A 17,585-nucleotide genomic window follows, 5' to 3' on the forward strand; every position below is an offset into this window, starting at 1 on the left:
CATTTGCCTTGACTCTGTGAGTCCCGGCATGCTTTGACCAGTCCCCCCTGTTTCAAACGGGGGGATGAATGTAATCTCGGCAACACAACAACAACCATAAATTAACCGAGAGAACAATATGCACACATCTGCAGTACCCTCCACTACCCCATCACGCTGGCTGGACATCAAATCCGGGATCGTCATCCTGGATGTGTTGCTGCTCTGTGCCATGCTGGCCTGGCTCCCCTTTGACCCCAACGTCAACAAGGGGCTGGGGATCCTGGTCTTCATCGCCATCCTCTGGCTGACTGAAGCAGTCAACATCACCATCACGGCCCTCTCCATCCCGGTACTTGCCACCCTGCTCGGGGTCTTTGACATGAGCAAGTCCCTGACGGACTTCGCCAACCCGGTGCTGTTTCTGTTCTTCGGCGGCTTTGCACTGGCCGCAGCACTCTCCAAACAGGGGCTGGATACCCAGATCGCCGCCAAGGTGATGCAGCTTGCCAGAGGCCACCTCGGCTGGGCCGCCATCGTGCTCTTCACCATCACGGCCGCCCTCTCCATGTGGATCAGCAACACCGCCACCGCCGCCATGATGATGCCGCTGGCCCTCGGCATGCTGAAAGGTATCGATGCCCACAAGGAGCGCCGTACCCTGGTCTTCGTCCTGCTGGGGGTCGCCTACAGCGCCAGCATCGGCGGCATCGGCACCCTGGTCGGCAGCCCGCCCAACGCCATCGCCGCCGCCCAGATGGGGCTGGGTTTCACCGACTGGATGAAGTTCGGCATCCCGGTGGTACTCATCTTCATGCCGGTGGGCATCGGCCTGCTTTATATGGTGGCCCGTCCCAACCTCTCCCATCAGGTCAGCACCGAGAAGGTCACCATCCAGTGGACCGGTCAACGCAAGATCACCCTGCTCATCTTCCTGACCACAGTACTGCTGTGGATCGGCTCCCAGCCCATCGCCAAGGCACTGGGAGGCATTCCCCAGTTCGATACCCTGATCGCCATGGGCGCCATCGTGGCCATTGCCATCAGCCGGGTGGCCAGCTGGGATGACATCAACCAGAACACCGACTGGGGCGTGCTGATGCTGTTTGGTGGCGGCCTCACCTTAAGCGCCATCCTGAAGCAGACCGGGGCCAACGCCTTCCTGGCGGAGCACCTCTCCAACGGTCTGGCCACCATGCCGATCTTTATCATCCTGCTCTGTCTGGCCGCGTTCGTGGTATTCCTGACCGAGCTGGTCTCCAACACCGCTACTGCCGCCCTGCTGGTACCGCTGTTTGCCGGGGTAGCCCAGGCGCTGGGGGTATCGCCCATCGTCGTCTCCGTGCTGATCGCCGTCGGCGCCTCCTGCGCCTTCATGCTGCCGGTGGCCACCCCGCCCAACGCCATCGTGTTCGCCAGCGGCCATATCAAACAGCGTGAGATGATGCGGGCCGGCCTGGTGCTGAACCTGGTCTTCACCGTCATTCTGACCCTGCTCGCCTACTTCATGGGCGACATACTGCACTGATATGCCGAGTACCAAGAGGCCCCTGACGGGGCCTTTTTATTGCATCTTCTGAATGCAATCTCGACAAGCCCCCCCTCTCACCCGTGCATCGCCACTGTTCTCAGCTAAAAGAGCCGTATTGTGAAGGTTCTGGTTTGACGTTTCCCGCTTGTGCTCTCTTTTCCTCAATCCCCATCACCAACACCGCCCACCCAAAATAAAAACCCCCGCATGGCGGGGGTTTGCTGGTTTACCGTCAGGTCAGCCGATGCTGCAAGGTTTCAGTTGCCAGATGCGATCCACATAGTCCTGGATGGAGCGATCGGAGTTGAATTTGCCCATGGTGGCCGAGTTGATGATGGCCTTCTTCGCCCACAGAGCCGGATCCCGATACCAGCTGTCGATCAGCTTGTGGGCTTCCGAGTAGGAGGCGAAATCGGCCAGGGTCAGGTAGGGATCCCCCCCTTCCAGCAAGGAACGTTTGATGGAGGAGAGCTCGCCCGGACGACCCGGCGTGAAATAGTCGGTATCAAACCAGTCCAGCACGGCCTTGAGCTCGGAGTTGGCATAGTAGAAGTCGTACGGATTGTAACCGCGCCCCTTCAATGCCTTCACTTCGTCAACGTTCAGACCGAAGATGGCGCAGTTCTCGGCTCCCGCCTCTTCGGCGATCTCGATATTGGCGCCGTCCAGCGTGCCGATGGTGATGGCACCGTTGAGCGCCATCTTCATGTTGCCGGTACCGGAGGCTTCATAGCCGGCGGTGGAGATCTGCTCGGAGACATCCGCCGCCGGGATCAGCTTCTCGGCCAGGCTCACACGGTAGTTCGGCATGAACACCACTTTCAGCTTGCCCTGGATGCGGGCATCGTTGTTGACCCGCTCCGCCAGCTTGTTGATGGCGTAGATGATGTCTTTGGCAAGCTTGTAACCAGGCGCCGCCTTGGAGCCGAAGATGAACACCCGCGGGTGCATGTCATAGTCGGGGTTGGCCAGCAGGCGACGGTAGAGCGCCATGATATGGATGAGGTTCAGCTGTTGACGCTTGTACTCGTGCAGACGCTTGATCTGCACGTCGAAGATCGCCTCCGAACTCACCTCGATGCCGGTTTCGGCCTTGATCACCTTGACCAGCTTCTCCTTGTTGTGGCGCTTGATGGTCATGAACTGCTGCTGGAATGCCTTGTCGTCGGCAAATTTGACCACGCTGCGCAGCTTGTCGAGCTGCAGCGGCCACTCTTTGCCCACCACCTCGTTGTAAAGCTCGGCCAGTTCCGGGTTGCAAGCCAGCAGCCAGCGACGCGGGGTCACCCCGTTGGTGACGTTGCACATCTTCTGGGGCCACAGCTCGGCATACTCGGGGAAAAGATCTTCCTTCACCAGTTTGGAGTGGATCTCGGCCACACCGTTGACCTTGGAGGAGCCAATGACGCACAGGTTGCCCATGCGCACCTTGCGCACATCACCCTCTTCGATGATGGAGAGCTTGGCCTTGATGGCATCGTTACCCGGCCACTTGGGCTCCACCAGCTCGCTCAGGAAGCGGGCGTTGATCTCGTAGATCACCTCAAGATGACGGGGCAGCACCTTCTCGAACAGACTGACCGACCACTTCTCCAGCGCTTCCGGCAGCAGGGTGTGGTTGGTGTAGGAGAAGACCTGATAGCTGATGGCCCAGGCCGCGTCCCAGGTCAGCCCCTCTTCGTCCACCAGCACCCGCATCAGTTCCGGGATGGCGACGGTGGGGTGAGTATCGTTGAGCTGGATGGCAATCTGGGCGGCAAAGTTGCTGAAGTCAGCGCCATGCACCCGCTTGTAGCGACGCATGATGTCCTTGATGGAGCAGGCACAGAAGAAGTACTGCTGGATCAGGCGCAGCTCTTTGCCCGCATCGGTCTCATCGTTCGGATAGAGCACCTTGGAGATGGTCTCGGCCTGGGCTTTCTCCGCCTGGGAATCGATATAGCCACCGGCGTTGAACACGTCCCAGTCAAAAAACTCGGAGGCGCGGGATTCCCACAGGCGCAGGATGTTGACGGTATGACCGCCAAAGCCGACCACCGGGATATCCCAAGGCACCCCTTTGATCTTGCGGCCAGCGTGCCACACCTTCTTGAGGCCACCGTTGTCACCAAACACGGTCTCGACATAGCCATAAAGCGGGATCTCCTGCACGGATTCCGGGCGGCAGATCTCCCAGGGGTTGCCATATTCACGCCAGGAGTCGGGGCGCTCAATCTGGCGACCATCCTGAATTTCCTGACGGAACAAGCCATGCTCGTAGTGGATACCATAACCGACCGCCGGGTAGTTCAGGGTCGCCAGGGAATCGATGAAGCAGGCGGCCAGACGGCCCAGACCGCCGTTGCCGAGCGCCATGTCGGGCTCTTGTTCACACAGATCGGTCAGCTCCAGACCGAGTTCACCCAGCGCCTCTTCACAAACTTTGTATAGAGAGAGGTTGTGCAGGTTGTTGGAGGTCAAACGCCCCATCAGGAATTCAGCAGAGAGATAGTGAATCGCACGAGTATCTTTCTTGAAGTGAGTCTGCTGAGTACGGGTCAGGCGCTCGTACACCTGTTCGTTGACGGCGGCTGCGGTCGCTTTCCACCACGCTTCTGGCGAGGCTTTCTGTTCGCTTGTACCCAAGGTAGAACGCAGGTGACGCACGATACTCGCCTTGAGCTGATCTTTATCCAGTTGGAGATCCTGGTCTGTCTTCTTCTTGGTAGCCATAAACCATTTCCTTCGTTACAGAATAATAAATTGTTATCCCATCAGGGACCGGCGCTGTTGTTATCTCAGAATATGTTCCGGCGTGGGCATACTAGCTAAAGCCGCTGGTTTAAAAGTTAACGCAAGTCACACTTTAACGCATAAAAATGACAGTTCAAGCTTGAAAACCCTTTCCTGAAACCTACCATTATGAATCTTTAATTTCATTAAAAATCATACAGTTAATATCTTCATGAAAATATAAATACGTGAATAGGTTTTCAATGATTGCCAAGTGCTGAAAATCCTTGAAAATAACTGAAAATTCAGCGCACATTGAAAACGATTTCAATGTGCGCTGTTCATAAGAAACAAAGGCCAAGGCTGTGCGGTTGATTTCTGCGAGTCAACCATGGGCCTTGAACTGGTTGCTCATGGGGTCATAGTGATAGCCTATCTGCAATAAGCGGGTAGCCAGCTGATCCTCCGTCATGTCGTAGTAGGCCAACAACTCTTCCAGCCCGTCACACTCCAGCCGCAGCTTCTCATTGATGATCCCGAGCAGGATATTGGCATCCAGTCGTTGCAAGGTGCTGACGTCCATCTCATCTCTCCTCTGTGCAAGACATACTGTATAACCATGGGCGTCCCCTCCTGCTTTGTCCATAGGCTAAAAAACACCCACCACCAACATCAAATAAATAACCTTTACAATCAATAGCATAGATTCAATTACTGCCAATTCGATCACATTTTAGTGCACAAATGGCTTGTCACTGGCATCAACAGCAACTACTGTATGTGCATACAGCATGGTTATTCATACAGGACAAACATATGAGCCAGCCCATGAGTCAGTACCCGATCACCACCTCAGCCGGTATGAGCAATCCCTGGCCCACCCGGCATCAAGGCAACATGGATGATGAGCGTTATAGCGCAACGATTGCCCATGAAGCCCCGCTGCTTGATGAGCTGGTGAGACTGAGCCATGGCGATACCGGCTGGATCCTGTTGATCGCGCCACCCGGCCTGCCGGTAGCCAAGCAGTTGCAGGCACAAGGGATCAATCCCGCCAGGGTGTTGGTGGTGCATAGCCCCAAGATCAAAAACTGGCAGCGTACGCTGGAACAGAGTCTGGGCAACGGCCGCTGCGCCGCCGTGCTGACCTGGCTGCCGGAGCAGGTCATGCTGGATCGCGCCAAGTTGAGCAAGCTAGGACAACGCTGCGGGGTTCTGACCCGTTTCTTCGAGCCGGCCGCATCCTCTCCTGTCCACAGTGGTTCACTGGTCTATGGTGGGCAGGATGTCTATCTCAACCACTGACAGGTGCCAAGAGTGTGAGGAGGCGCCTTGTAGTATGAGCTGGAGAGTTGAACGGGCTTTTCGGTTGGCGCTGAACAGCCCAGCCATCACTCAGTGACAAGAGCCCTGCAGCCATCAGGCAAGTGCCTGCCGACAGATGGAAGTGGAGGCCGGAAAACCCCTCGCACCGAGCACAGTTGGCAGTTGGCAGTTGGCAGTTGGCAGTTGGCACTCATGCGACTGCACGCAGACCAAAAGAGAAGGCGACCCTGGGGTCGCCTTCGTTCTGTCTGTTAGACGGTAGCTGTATGACGGTGATATCCACGGCGGTCACACGCCGCGTCTCTTCACGCTTCACGCTGAGCCTCGAGAAAAGTCTCAAGACCGCGAGTGAACAGCCATCAAACAGCTTTCATTCACGCCAGCTTGCCATCGAGCTCGGCAATCTTGGCAGACCAGTAAGCCGGGCCTGTCTCATGGATATTGTTGCCCTGAGAGTCCACCGCCACGGTCACCGGCATGTCTTCCACCTCGAACTCATAGATGGCTTCCATACCCAGATCGGCAAAGGCCACTACCCGCGCCTTCTTGATGGCCTTGGCCACCAGATAGGCGGCGCCGCCGACGGCCATCAGATAGACAGCCTGGTGCTGCTTGATGCTCTCGACCGTCTTGGGGCCTCGCTCGGATTTGCCGATCATGCCGATGAGGCCAGTCTCACCTAGCATCATGTCGGTGAACTTGTCCATCCGGGTGGAGGTGGTCGGGCCGGCCGGGCCGACCACTTCGTCACGCACGGCATCGACCGGGCCGACGTAATAGATGAAGCGGTTGGTGAAGTCGACCCCTTCCGGCAGCCCCTCGCCTTTTTTCAGCATGTCGGCAATGCGTTTGTGAGCGGCATCGCGACCGGTCAGGATCTTGCCGGAGAGCAATACGGTATCCCCGCTCTTCCAGCTGGCAAGCTCTGCCTTGGTGATGCCGTCGACATTGACACGGCGTACGTTGCCGCCAGCCGAGCGGGTGATCTCCGGCCAATCTTCCAGCTTCGGCGGAGTCAGCTCGGCCGGGCCGGAGCCATCCAGTTCGAAGTGCACGTGTCGGGTCGCCGCGCAGTTGGGGATCATCACCACCGGCTTGGAGGCGGCGTGGGTCGGCGCAGATTTCACCTTCACATCCAGCACGGTAGTGAGACCGCCGAGCCCCTGGGCACCGATGCCCAGCTTGTTGACCTTGTCGTAGAGCTCGACCCGCAACTTCTCTTCGGTAGTTTGCGGGCCACGGGCGATCAGCTCCTGGATGTCGATATGCTCCATCAAGGCTTCTTTGGCCAGTACAGCTGCCTTCTCGGCGGTACCGCCGATGCCGACCCCCAACATGCCAGGTGGACACCAGCCGGCGCCCATGGTCGGCACGGTTTTGAGTACCCACTCGACCACGTCGTCGGAGGGGTTGAGCATCACCATCTTGGACTTGTTCTCGGAGCCGCCGCCCTTGGCCGCGATGCTCACTTCCACCTTGTCACCCGGGATCATGTCGATGTGCACCACGGCCGGGGCATTGTCCTTGGTGTTCTTGCGACTGCCGGCGGGGTCGGCCAGCACGGAGGCGCGCAGCGGGTTGTCCGGATTGGTGTAGGCACGGCGGGTGCCCTCGTCCACCATCTCCTGCACCGTCATGTCGCTGTCCCACTGCACCTGCATGCCAATCTTGACGAAGCAGGTGACGATGCCGGTATCCTGACACAGGGGGCGATGCCCTTCGGCGGACATGCGGGAGTTGATCAGGATCTGGGCCAGGGCATCCTTGGCGGCCGGGTTGATTTCGCGGTCATAGGCTGCCTTGGCGGCCTGTACGAAATCGAGGGGGTGGTAGTAGGAGATGTACTGCAGGGCGTCGGCGATGGAATCGATAAAATCCTGTTTTTTAATGATGCTCATATCATCCTCACTGGTCCTTGTCTCCGGCTCGATGCAGAGCAAGGGCTTCCATATGAGCCGTGCTTCGGTGGGGTGGTGCCAGGCAGCTTGCCTGTCGGCCCGATAAGACAACGGCGTGTTTTTTCTAAAAATTCCGGCGGCTATGATACGCTTGCCACCCCCGTACCGGCTAGGGAGCAGGCTGTAAACTGTTGCCTGTGTAACAAAAAATGAAACCAACGCTGCATATCCACCATTTTGATCACCAGACGGCGCTCCATGCCCTGTTCGCACGCCTTCATCACCTGCCCTGGGCCATGTTGCTGGAATCCGCCGGCCCGCTGGGAGCAGACAACCGCTTTGACATCATCACCGCCGATCCGCTGGCCACTTTGCAGACCGAGGGGACGCTGACCCGCATCGCGCAGGGTGATCAGCACGAATCCCATGAAGATGATCCGTTGACGCTGCTGGCCCAACGCCAACACGCCCTGCTGGGAGAGGTCATCAATCAGGCGGCGCCCCTGCCCTTCATCGGCGGTGCACTCGGCCTGTTTGGCTATGATCTGGGCCGCCGTTTCGAGCGTTTGCCGTGCCTGGCCGCCCGTGACGTGACCATCCCGGACATGGCGGTCGGCATCTATGACTGGGCCCTGCTGCGGGACGTAGCAACGGGCCAGTGGCAGCTGGTGCACTGGGGCGATGAGGCCGGCCTTGCCCGCCGCCTGCAGTGGCTTGAGGCCCAGCAGGCAACCGCCACTGAGCCCTTTGCCTTGCAGGGAAGATGGCAGAGCAACATGAGCCGCGCGCAATACGGTGACAAGTTTGCCAAGGTCCAGGCCTATCTGGCCGCAGGGGACTGCTATCAGATCAACCTGACCCAGCGCTTCAGCGCGCCCTATCGGGGCGACGAGTGGCAGGCCTATCAGGCGCTGTCCCAAGCCAACTGCGCCCCCTTCTCAGCCTTCCTGCGCTTGCCGCAGGGCGCCATATTGAGCCTCTCCCCCGAGCGTTTCCTGCTGCTCGATCAGCGCCATATCGAGACCAAGCCCATCAAGGGCACCCGCCCGCGACTGGCCGACCCGGAGCAAGATCAGGCCAGTGCTCTGGAGCTCGCTGGCGCCGACAAGGACAGATCGGAGAATCTGATGATCGTGGATCTGCTGCGCAACGACATCGGCCGGGTGAGTCGACCCGGCTCGGTCAGCGTACCCAGCCTGTTTGCGGTAGAGTCCTTTCCGGCGGTGCATCACCTGGTGTCCACCATCCACGGCGAGCTGGATGCACAGTGGCAGGCGGTGGATCTGCTGCGCGCCTGTTTCCCCGGCGGCTCCATCACCGGCGCCCCCAAGATCCGGGCCATGGAGATCATCGAAGAGCTGGAGCCCCAGCGGCGCAACGCCTACTGCGGCAGCATCGGCTATCTGAGCCAGCATGGCCGGATGGATACCAGCATCTGCATCCGCACCCTGATCGCCGCACAGGGTCAGCTCCACTGCTGGGCCGGTGGCGGCGTCATTGCCGACTCCGACGTGGACGACGAATATCAGGAAACCTATGACAAGGTGGCCCGCATTCTGCCGCTGCTGGACACACTGCGTTGAAAACCTGACAAAATGGATCACAGCAACTGGAGCGAAGAAGAATCGAGATGGACCGTGCCGAACTGCTGACCCGCTTTTTATTGCAACGCCCCGCCCCCGCCCACCGGCTGACGGTGGCCGGGCTCAAGCCCGCCGCCGTGCTGCTGCCGCTGGTCGAGCGGGCCGACGGCCTGCAACTGCTGCTGACCCGGCGCAGTCCGCACCTGCGCCACCACGCAGGGCAAATAAGCTTCCCTGGCGGCAGGCAGGATCCGGACGACCGGGATTTGATCCACACGGCGCTGCGGGAAACTCAGGAAGAGCTCGGCATAGACCCTGCCCAGATAGAGGTGCTGGGCACTCTCACCCCCCTCAACACCGTCTCCCAATACGACGTGCTGCCGGTGCTGGGGCTGGTCACGGCCGACTATCAGCTCACCCTGAGCCGGGACGAGGTCGACCAGGCTTTCGAAGTGCCGCTCAACCACCTGCTGGATCCACGCCACCATATCGCGCTCACCATTCCCAGAGCCGATCACCTGCACACCATCTATTGGATCCCCTGGCAGCACCACTTCATCTGGGGCGCCACCGCCAGCATGATCCGCCAACTATCTCGGCAACTTGCCATATAACATTTTGCCTACAAAAGATTGTGCAACATTCGCGCATTAACATTAAAATAACGTAGGTTTTTATAAAAAATAATTGATTAATTCTTCTTTCGATCACATTTCCAAAAAGAATGCGGGTTTGAGCCCCATAAAGGTGAATTTGATCAACATTTTTGATTAAAAAAACCGTATCCTTGCGCCGATTCAATAAAAACCACAATTCGGGGTGAGACACATGTCTAATACTGTCACCGGCGCACAGGACGTTGCGACCTCACAGGAGCAAGGAACCCGCTCCATCCAATCGCGTGGTTGGACCAAACAAGACACCAGCTGGGTGATCAGCCTGTTCGGTACCGCCGTCGGCGCCGGCATTCTGTTTTTGCCCATCAACGCCGGCATGGGTGGCTTCTGGCCACTGGTGGTGATGGCGCTGCTGGTTGGGCCCATGACCTACCTGGCCCACCGCGGCCTCGCCCGCTTCGTACTCTCCTCCAGCAGACCCGATGCCGACATCACGGAGGTGGTGGAAGAGCACTTCGGCGTGGGTGCCGGCAAGTTGATCACCCTGCTCTACTTCTTCGCCATCTACCCCATCGTGCTGATCTACGGGGTGGGCATCACCAACACGGTTGAGAGCTTCATGGTCAACCAGTTGCAGATGACGGCCCCCCCGCGCTGGATCCTCTCCATCGTGCTGATCATGGGCATGATGTCGGTGATGCTGGCCGGTGAAAAACTGATGCTGAAGGTGACCGAGTTCCTGGTCTACCCGCTCATCGCCATCCTGGTGGGGATCTCCTTCTATCTCATCCCGGACTGGACCGGCGCGGCCCTCTCCCAGATGCCGTCCGGCAAGGACTTTGCCATCACCCTGTGGCTGACCATTCCGGTGCTGGTGTTCTCCTTCAACCACAGCCCGGCCATCTCCAGCTTCTCGCTGGCCCAGCGCCGCGATCACGGCGAACACGCGGTCGAGAAGTCTGACGCCATCCTCAAGCGCACCGCCACCATCCTGCTCGGTTTCGTGATGTTCTTCGTCTTCTCCTGCGTGATGAGCCTGACTCCGGCGCAGCTGGCAGAAGCCAAGTCCCAGAACATCGCCGTGCTCTCCTACCTGGCCAACCAGCACGCCAGCCCCATCATCTCCTACTTCGGCCCGCTGGTGGCATTCGTGGCCATCGTCTCCTCCTTCTTCGGCCACTACCTGGGTGCCCGTGAAGGCCTGAAGGGGATGATCGTCCAGAACCTGCGCAAGTCCGGCAAGGAGCCGAACCACAAGAAGGTCGAGATGTTCATCATCGCCTTCTTCATCCTGACCCTGTGGGGCACCGCGGTGATCAACCCCTCCATCCTCGGCATGATCGAGTCGATGGGCGGGCCCATCATCGCCACCATCCTGTTCATCATGCCGATGTACGCCATCAAGCGCGTACCGGCCATGGCGAAGTATCAGGGCCATATCAGCAACGTCTTCGTGGCTGTGATGGGGATGACGGCCATCTCAGCCATCCTCTACCAACTGCTCGGCTGACACTCGCCATGCCAGCAAAAATGCCAGCCGGTTACCCTGCTGGCATTTTTTTATGGTGCCAACAGCAGCGGATAATGGCTCTCCAGTAGGCGAGCATTTACAGGCATGTTGGCCGACGCGCCGGTCGAGGAGTCCGCCCTGCTCCCCATCCCGACAATTTCCCCTCTACCCGTAAGCGACCCTCGCATAGCAACCAGCAACAGCCTACCCGGAGCGCGGGCCCCCTTATGCAAGTCGGAGCCACACAGCCTGCCTGACAAGCCGTTTATCCGTTCACTTGATGTGCCTGCGGTATCCACTTCAGCCTGATCCCCTCATCTCCTGCAGATGCGGATCGGACCAGCACCCAGACCGCCAGACAATAAAAAACGCCCTCGAATGAGGGCGTTTTCAGTGCTGTGAAGGCTGTACTATCAGGCTTCGCTGTTGGGCACCGGCGAGGCATCCAACAGGGTTTCATCTTCGGCCATGCAGGCCGCGGCGGTGAACAGCACGTCGGTGGAGCTGTTGAGAGCCGTCTCTGCGGAGTCTTGCAGTACCCCAATGATGAAGCCCACGGCCACCACCTGCATGGCGATGTCGTTGCTGATGCCGAACAGGCTGCATGCCAGCGGGATCAGCAGCAGAGAACCGCCGGCCACGCCGGATGCGCCACAGGCGCTGATGGTGGCAACCACGGAGAGCAGAATGGCGGTGGCCAGATCCACTTCCATCCCCAGGGTGTGTACCGCCGCCATGGAGAGCACTGTGATGGTGATGGCGGCACCGGCCATGTTGATGGTGGCACCCAGCGGGATGGAGACCGCATAGGTGTCTTCCGGCAGACGCAGTTTTTCACACAGAGTCATGTTGACCGGAATGTTGGCGGCGGAGCTGCGGGTAAAGAAGGCGGTCACGCCGCTCTCTTTCAGGCAGGTCAGCACCAGCGGATAGGGGTTGCGCTTGATCTTCCAGAACACAATCAGCGGGTTGACCACGAAGGCAATGAACAGCATGCAACCGATCAGTACCATCAGCAGGTGGGCATAGCCGAACAGGGCGTCAAAGCCTGTTTCCGCCAGGGTGGAGGCAACCAGGCCCAGAATGCCGAGCGGCGCGCAGCGGATCACTGCTTTCACGATGGTGGAGACGCCGTGGGACAGGTCGGTGATCACCGCCTTGGTCCCCTCGCTGGCGTGGCGCATGGCGATGCCAAGGCCGATGGCCCAGGCCAGAATGCCGATGTAGTTGGCATCCAGCAGCGCCTTGACCGGGTTGGTCACCACGTTGAACAGCAGGGTCTGCAGTACCTCGGTGATGCCGCCCGGCGGGGTGATCTCGGCACTGTTGGCCACCAGATGCAGGTTGGAGGGGAACAGGAAGCTGGCCACGACGGCGACCGCAGCAGCCAGGAAGGTACCCAGCAGATAGAGCAGCAGGATCGGTTTCATGTTGGTCTTCTGGCCCTGCTTGTGGCCGATGATCGCTGCCATGACCAGTACAAAGACCAGCAGCGGAGCGACCGCCTTCAGAGCGCCGACGAACAGGCTGCCGAGCAGACCCGCTGTTTTGGCCCATTCCGGCATGAACATGGCAAGGAGGATACCGAAGACCAGACCGACCAGGATCTGGCTAACCAGGCTGGTACTGTTGACCAGTCTTACGAGGGGGTGTTGTTGTGTCATCAAATAGTCCCTGAGCACCGAAGTGCGTGAATCATTAGTCCTGTTGGCAACCGCTACGCCAGGCGACACCCATGTCACGGCTGGCGTCATCTGTCCCGGCAAGCTTTCTGTTGAGCCTGTCCGGTAACACACGGGGTTGCGGACAAGGAATATCCCATCTGCAACCGCTTTTTTCCATATAATCACTGAAAAATATCCGGTTTACCTCACAAAAAAACCACAACAATGCGATAACACAATATCAACAGCATTCAAATGGATGCCGTTTTCCCTCGCTTGGCCATCCAGACACTCCCCGGCGGTGGTATCATGACGGTTTTTGCGCTGGAGCCCTGCCATGATCTCATCCCTGTTGACCCGTCACTTCGGCTTCGATCGGTTAAGACCGGGACAGGAGGCGGTGATCAGCCGATTACTGGCCGGCCAGAGTGCCGCCGCCATCTTCCCCACCGGCTCCGGCAAGTCCCTCTGTTATCAGTTGCCAGCGCTTGCCCTGCCCCATCTGACCCTGGTGATTTCGCCGCTGATCGCGCTGATGCACGATCAGCTCGCCTTCCTTCGCAGCAAGGGGATCGCCGCCGCCACCCTCGACTCGAGCCTGACGCCGGAGGAGAGCCGCCGGGTAATGCAGCAGGCCAGCGATGGCCAGCTCAAGATCCTGATGATTTCGGTAGAGCGGCTCAAGAACGAGCGCTTTCGCCGCTTCATCCAGCAGGTACCGCTGTCGATGCTGGTGGTGGACGAAGCCCATTGCATTTCGGAGTGGGGCCACAACTTTCGCCCCGACTATCTCAAGCTGCCGGATTACCGCCGTGAATTGCAGATCCCGCAGGTATTGCTGCTGACGGCCACCGCCACCCCGGCGGTCATGGCCGACATGCAGGCCAAATTCGAGATCGAGGATGAAGGACTCATCGTCACCGGCTTTTATCGAGCCAACCTGGACTTGGCCGTGGTACCGCTGCCTGACGAGGCTCGCGATGGCTGGCTGCATGCCGAGCTGACTCGTGACCCCGCCGCACCGACCATCATCTATGTCACCCTGCAGCACACCGCAGAGCAGTGCGCCGCCCGCTTGCAGCAAGCCGGGATCAGGGCACGCGCCTATCACGCCGGGCTCGATGCCACCCTGCGCAGCCAGATCCAGCACGACTTCATGGCCGGCAAACTGGACTGCATCGTGGCGACCATTGCCTTCGGCATGGGGATCGACAAGGCCGACATTCGCCGGGTGATCCATTACGATCTGCCCAAATCCATCGAAAACTACAGTCAGGAGATAGGCCGCGCCGGCCGGGATGGTCTGCCTTCCCGCTGCATGGTACTGGCCAATCGCAGCCAGTTGCCGGTGCTGGAAAACTTCGTCTATGGCGACACCCCGGACAGAGCGGCCATTGTCACCTTGCTCGAGATCCTGCAGCAAACCGGCAGTGAGTGGGAATTTGGCTTGCTGCGCCTCTCCAACGAAACCAATATCCGCCAGCTGCCGCTCAAGACCCTGTTGGTCTACCTGGAAATGGCGGGCATCATTACACCGGCCTACAGCTATTTTGCCGAGTACCGCTTCAAGTTCGTGCTGGACAAGGCCGATATCCTGGCCCGTTTCAATCCGGCGCGACGCCAGTTTCTGGAGCAAGTGTTCGCCAGTGCCCCGCAGGCGCGCAGCTGGTGCACCATGGACTTCGAGGCGCTCTGGCAGGGCTATCAGGGAGAGCGGTCGCGAGCCGCTGCCGCGCTGGATTATTTGCAGCAGCAAGGCTGGATCGAGCTGGAAAGCAAGCAGATGACCGAGGTTTATCGGGTACTGCAACAAGATCTGGACATAGCACTGCTGGCCGATCAGCTGCACGAACTGTTTGAAAAGAAAGAGCAAAGCGAGCTGGCGCGTCTGCAGGCATTGCTGAGTTTCTTTACCTCCAGCAGTTGCCTGAGCCATGAGCTGGCCGGCTACTTTGCCGATCAGGCCGCGCCCACCCATTGCGGGCACTGCTCGGTCTGTCGGGGAGAGGTGGCACAGCTTCCCTCCTTACCCAGCCGGACACTTCCCAATGAACAGGGGCTCAGAGCCTGGTGCGATCCACTGGTAGCCCTGTGTCATAGCCGGGATCCCCGCATCCTGACGCGTTTCCTGTGCGGCATCACCACCCCGCTCACCACCCGGCTCAAGGCCAGAAGCCTGGCTGGATTCGGCCAGCTGGCATCCCACCCCTTTGCCGATGTGCTGGCAGCCGTATCCCACATTTATGCCGCTCGCCAAGAAGAATAAGCGGCCTAAACATCCGGTGGAGCCCAAAAAAATAAGACCCTCGCATCTGCGAGGGTCAAGCCAACGGAAACGTGCTTAAACAGAGCTTTGTATCAGCAACCAGCCACTCTCTTGCTAAAGCGCTGACTGCCTGACACAGGGCCAATCTAGAGCAGTCACAATGTAGCGTCAATGTAAAAATTAGAGCTAAAACACCAAACAAAACGCTTTCCGCGCACGTAAACGTAACGCCCATTCTTCCAGACTACGCCCTGCCCCTTGCCCCGTCTGTGCTGCAGCCAGTCACCCAGATAAACGCGATGCCATTTCCATTTTCTGGCAAACATTTATTTTTTATGTCTTTGACATTTACCTCACTATCGTGGCAAAAATAATTTAACAGTCAGTAACATAGGTGTGTCACTGATTGCGCCTTCCCGCATTGGGTCGGGAAGTACCCTTGCAAATTTAAACCAATAGTTGGTGATGGATTACTGGGGGCTGTTGACTAGGCTTAATGAGGTAAACAGAACAAAAGTAGTGATCCACTCTTTTCAGGGTAAGCGACTATAACGAGGGCAAAGTTATGGGCATCTTCGAGCATTATCAACAGCGATATGAGAAAGCCAGGGAAGAGGAATACACCATCCAGGAATTTCTGGATATGTGTAAGCAGGACAAATCCTGCTACGCCTCCGCCGCCGAGCGTTTGCTGGTCGCCATCGGCGAACCGGAAATGATCGACACCTCGGTCAATCCCAGACTCAGTCGCCTTTTCTCCAACCGCGTCGTGGCACGCTATCCCGCCTTCAAAGATTTCTACGGCATGGAAGAGGCCATCGAACAGATTGTCTCCTATCTCAAACACTCAGCTCAGGGCCTGGAAGAGAAGAAGCAGATCCTCTATCTGCTCGGGCCGGTTGGCGGTGGTAAATCCTCGCTGGCAGAGAAGCTCAAATCCCTGATGCAGAAGGTGCCTGTCTATCGCATCAAGGGGTCACCGGTCAACGACCACCCCTTCTGCCTGTTCGATATCGAAGAAGATGGCGAAATTCTGGAGAAGGAGTACGGCATCCCGCGCCGCTATCTGCGCCCCATCATGTCTCCCTGGGTCGCCAAACGACTGCACGAGTTTGGTGGCGACATCACCAAGTTCAAGGTGGAGAAGGTCAATCCCTCCATCCTCGACCAGATCGCCATCGCCAAGACCGAACCGGGCGATGACAACAACCAGGACATCTCCTCGCTGGTCGGCAAGGTGGATATCCGCATGCTGGAGCACTTTGCCCAGGATGATGCCGACGCTTACTCCTACTCGGGCGCGCTGTGCAAGGCCAACCAGGGGATCATGGAGTTCGTCGAGATGTTCAAGGCGCCCATCAAGGTGCTGCATCCGCTGCTGACCGCCACCCAGGAGGGCAACTACAACGGGACCGAGGGGCTCTCTGCTCTCCCCTTCGACGGCATCCTGCTGGCCCACTCCAACGAATCCGAGTGGCAGCAGTTCCGCAACAACAAGAACAACGAGGCTTTCCTCGACCGAGTCTACATCGTCAAGGTGCCTTACTGCCTGCGCGTGTCGGAAGAGGTGAAGATCTACGAGAAGCTGCTGGTCAACAGCGAGCTGACCGATGCCAAGTGCGCCCCGGGCACCCTTGAACTGCTGGGCCAGTTCTCCGTGCTGTCGCGTCTCAAGGAGCCGGAAAACTCCAGCCTCTACTCCAAGATGCGAGTCTATGATGGTGAGAGCCTCAAAGACACGGATCCCAAGGCGAAGAGCTATCAGGAGTATCGCGACTACGCCGGGGTGGATGAAGGGATGAATGGCCTATCTACCCGCTTTGCGTTCAAGATCCTCTCCCGCGTCTTCAACTTCGACCACGCGGAAGTGGCAGCCAACCCGGTACACCTCTTCTATGTGCTGGAGCAACAGATCGAGCGCGAGCAGTTCCCGCAAGAGCTGCATGACCGCTACCTCGAGTTCATCAAGGGCTATCTGACCCCGCGCTATGTGGAGTTCATCGGCAAGGAGATCCAGACCGCCTACCTCGAGTCCTACTCCGAGTACGGTCAGAACATCTTCGACCGCTACGTCACCTACGCCGACTTCTGGATCCAGGATCAGGAGTACCGTGACCCCGAAACCGGCCAGCTGTTTGACCGTGCGTCGCTCAACAGCGAGCTGGAGAAGATTGAGAAACCCGCCGGGATCAGCAACCCGAAAGATTTCCGCAACGAAATCGTCAACTTCGTGCTGCGTGCCCGGGCCAACAATGCAGGCCGTAACCCCAACTGGACCAGTTACGAGAAGCTGCGCACCGTGATCGAGAAGAAAATGTTCTCCAACACGGAAGAGCTGCTGCCGGTTATCTCCTTCAACAGCAAAACCTCAGCCGAGGAGCAGAAGAAGCACGATAACTTTGTCGAACGGATGATGGAGAAAGGCTACACCCGCAAACAGGTGCGACTGCTCTCCGAGTGGTATCTCAGGGTACGCAAGTCATCCTGACCCTGACTGTT

Annotated in this window: 11 protein-coding genes; 7 read left to right on the forward strand and 4 right to left on the reverse strand. The window is 58.5% G+C overall.

Annotated elements, in window-relative coordinates:
• Positions 1-118: 118 nt before the first annotated feature.
• Positions 119-1,507, forward strand: a complete 1,389-nt coding sequence (locus tag AACQ43_RS00200; protein ID WP_168965304.1) for an SLC13 family permease — start codon at positions 119-121, stop codon at positions 1,505-1,507.
• Positions 1,508-1,747: 240 nt separating this feature from the next.
• Here the strand turns inward: AACQ43_RS00200 and AACQ43_RS00205 are convergent, their stop codons facing one another.
• Together AACQ43_RS00205 and AACQ43_RS00210 are read right to left on the reverse strand one after the other, a co-directional pair.
• On the reverse strand, positions 1,748-4,222 hold the full coding sequence (locus AACQ43_RS00205) for a glycogen/starch/alpha-glucan phosphorylase (protein ID WP_041217444.1): 2,475 nt from the start codon (positions 4,220-4,222) through the stop codon (positions 1,748-1,750).
• Positions 4,223-4,607: 385 nt separating this feature from the next.
• Positions 4,608-4,805 (reverse strand): DUF4250 domain-containing protein, encoded by a 198-nt coding sequence (locus AACQ43_RS00210; RefSeq protein ID WP_005300391.1) that lies wholly within the window; start codon positions 4,803-4,805, stop codon positions 4,608-4,610.
• Positions 4,806-5,038: 233 nt separating this feature from the next.
• Here AACQ43_RS00210 and AACQ43_RS00215 point away from each other — a divergent pair, with 233 nt between their 5' ends.
• Positions 5,039-5,527: a cell division inhibitor gene (locus AACQ43_RS00215; RefSeq protein ID WP_167825033.1), complete on the forward strand. Its 489-nt coding sequence runs from the start codon at positions 5,039-5,041 to the stop codon at positions 5,525-5,527.
• A gap of 395 nt (positions 5,528-5,922) precedes the next feature.
• On the opposite strand, the gene AACQ43_RS00220 is transcribed toward AACQ43_RS00215, so the two are convergent.
• A complete protein-coding gene (locus AACQ43_RS00220; protein ID WP_168965306.1) occupies positions 5,923-7,446 on the reverse strand; it encodes a fumarate hydratase in 1,524 nt (507 codons plus the stop codon).
• Between the two features lie 296 nt (positions 7,447-7,742).
• On the opposite strand from AACQ43_RS00220, the gene pabB reads away from it, so the two are divergent.
• The 3 genes from pabB to AACQ43_RS00235 all read left to right on the forward strand — a co-directional run bounded on the left by pabB (position 7,743) and on the right by AACQ43_RS00235 (position 11,156).
• Positions 7,743-9,029 (forward strand): aminodeoxychorismate synthase component I, encoded by a 1,287-nt coding sequence (pabB, locus tag AACQ43_RS00225; RefSeq protein ID WP_248280964.1) that lies wholly within the window; start codon positions 7,743-7,745, stop codon positions 9,027-9,029.
• A gap of 47 nt (positions 9,030-9,076) precedes the next feature.
• Complete coding sequence (locus AACQ43_RS00230) at positions 9,077-9,643, forward strand: CoA pyrophosphatase (RefSeq protein WP_106552687.1); 567 nt, start codon at positions 9,077-9,079, stop codon at positions 9,641-9,643.
• 214 nt (positions 9,644-9,857) lie between these two features.
• Positions 9,858-11,156, forward strand: coding sequence for a serine/threonine transporter (locus AACQ43_RS00235; RefSeq protein WP_011706270.1), 1,299 nt, complete (start codon positions 9,858-9,860; stop codon positions 11,154-11,156).
• 413 nt (positions 11,157-11,569) lie between these two features.
• Here the strand turns inward: AACQ43_RS00235 and sstT are convergent, their stop codons facing one another.
• The gene (sstT, locus tag AACQ43_RS00240) at positions 11,570-12,820 is read right to left on the reverse strand and encodes a serine/threonine transporter SstT (protein WP_106552688.1); all 1,251 of its coding nucleotides are present in this window, start codon (positions 12,818-12,820) and stop codon (positions 11,570-11,572) included.
• Positions 12,821-13,157: 337 nt separating this feature from the next.
• Here sstT and AACQ43_RS00245 point away from each other — a divergent pair, with 337 nt between their 5' ends.
• A complete protein-coding gene (locus tag AACQ43_RS00245; protein WP_168965310.1) occupies positions 13,158-15,086 on the forward strand; it encodes a RecQ family ATP-dependent DNA helicase in 1,929 nt (642 codons plus the stop codon).
• Between the two features lie 565 nt (positions 15,087-15,651).
• Positions 15,652-17,574 (forward strand): PrkA family serine protein kinase, encoded by a 1,923-nt coding sequence (locus AACQ43_RS00250; protein ID WP_011706273.1) that lies wholly within the window; start codon positions 15,652-15,654, stop codon positions 17,572-17,574.
• The last annotated feature ends 11 nt before the right edge of the window (positions 17,575-17,585 follow it).

Source organism: Aeromonas sp. DNRA1, assembly GCF_963888745.1.
GTDB classification, from domain to species: domain Bacteria; phylum Pseudomonadota; class Gammaproteobacteria; order Enterobacterales; family Aeromonadaceae; genus Aeromonas; species Aeromonas hydrophila.

What these genes read in the sequence shown, in the direction of transcription:
- AACQ43_RS00220 (WP_168965306.1), bottom strand. Translation starts at nt 7,446, where the DNA reads ATGAGCATCATTAAAAAACAGGATTTTATCGATTCCATCGCCGACGCC.
- AACQ43_RS00250 (WP_011706273.1), top strand. Translation starts at nt 15,652, where the DNA reads ATGGGCATCTTCGAGCATTATCAACAGCGATATGAGAAAGCCAGGGAA.
- AACQ43_RS00215 (WP_167825033.1), top strand. Translation starts at nt 5,039, where the DNA reads ATGAGCCAGCCCATGAGTCAGTACCCGATCACCACCTCAGCCGGTATG.
- AACQ43_RS00200 (WP_168965304.1), top strand. Translation starts at nt 119, where the DNA reads ATGCACACATCTGCAGTACCCTCCACTACCCCATCACGCTGGCTGGAC.
- AACQ43_RS00235 (WP_011706270.1), top strand. Translation starts at nt 9,858, where the DNA reads ATGTCTAATACTGTCACCGGCGCACAGGACGTTGCGACCTCACAGGAG.
- AACQ43_RS00245 (WP_168965310.1), top strand. Translation starts at nt 13,158, where the DNA reads ATGATCTCATCCCTGTTGACCCGTCACTTCGGCTTCGATCGGTTAAGA.
- AACQ43_RS00210 (WP_005300391.1), bottom strand. Translation starts at nt 4,805, where the DNA reads ATGGACGTCAGCACCTTGCAACGACTGGATGCCAATATCCTGCTCGGG.
- sstT (WP_106552688.1), bottom strand. Translation starts at nt 12,820, where the DNA reads ATGACACAACAACACCCCCTCGTAAGACTGGTCAACAGTACCAGCCTG.
- AACQ43_RS00230 (WP_106552687.1), top strand. Translation starts at nt 9,077, where the DNA reads ATGGACCGTGCCGAACTGCTGACCCGCTTTTTATTGCAACGCCCCGCC.
- AACQ43_RS00205 (WP_041217444.1), bottom strand. Translation starts at nt 4,222, where the DNA reads ATGGCTACCAAGAAGAAGACAGACCAGGATCTCCAACTGGATAAAGAT.
- pabB (WP_248280964.1), top strand. Translation starts at nt 7,743, where the DNA reads ATGTTGCTGGAATCCGCCGGCCCGCTGGGAGCAGACAACCGCTTTGAC.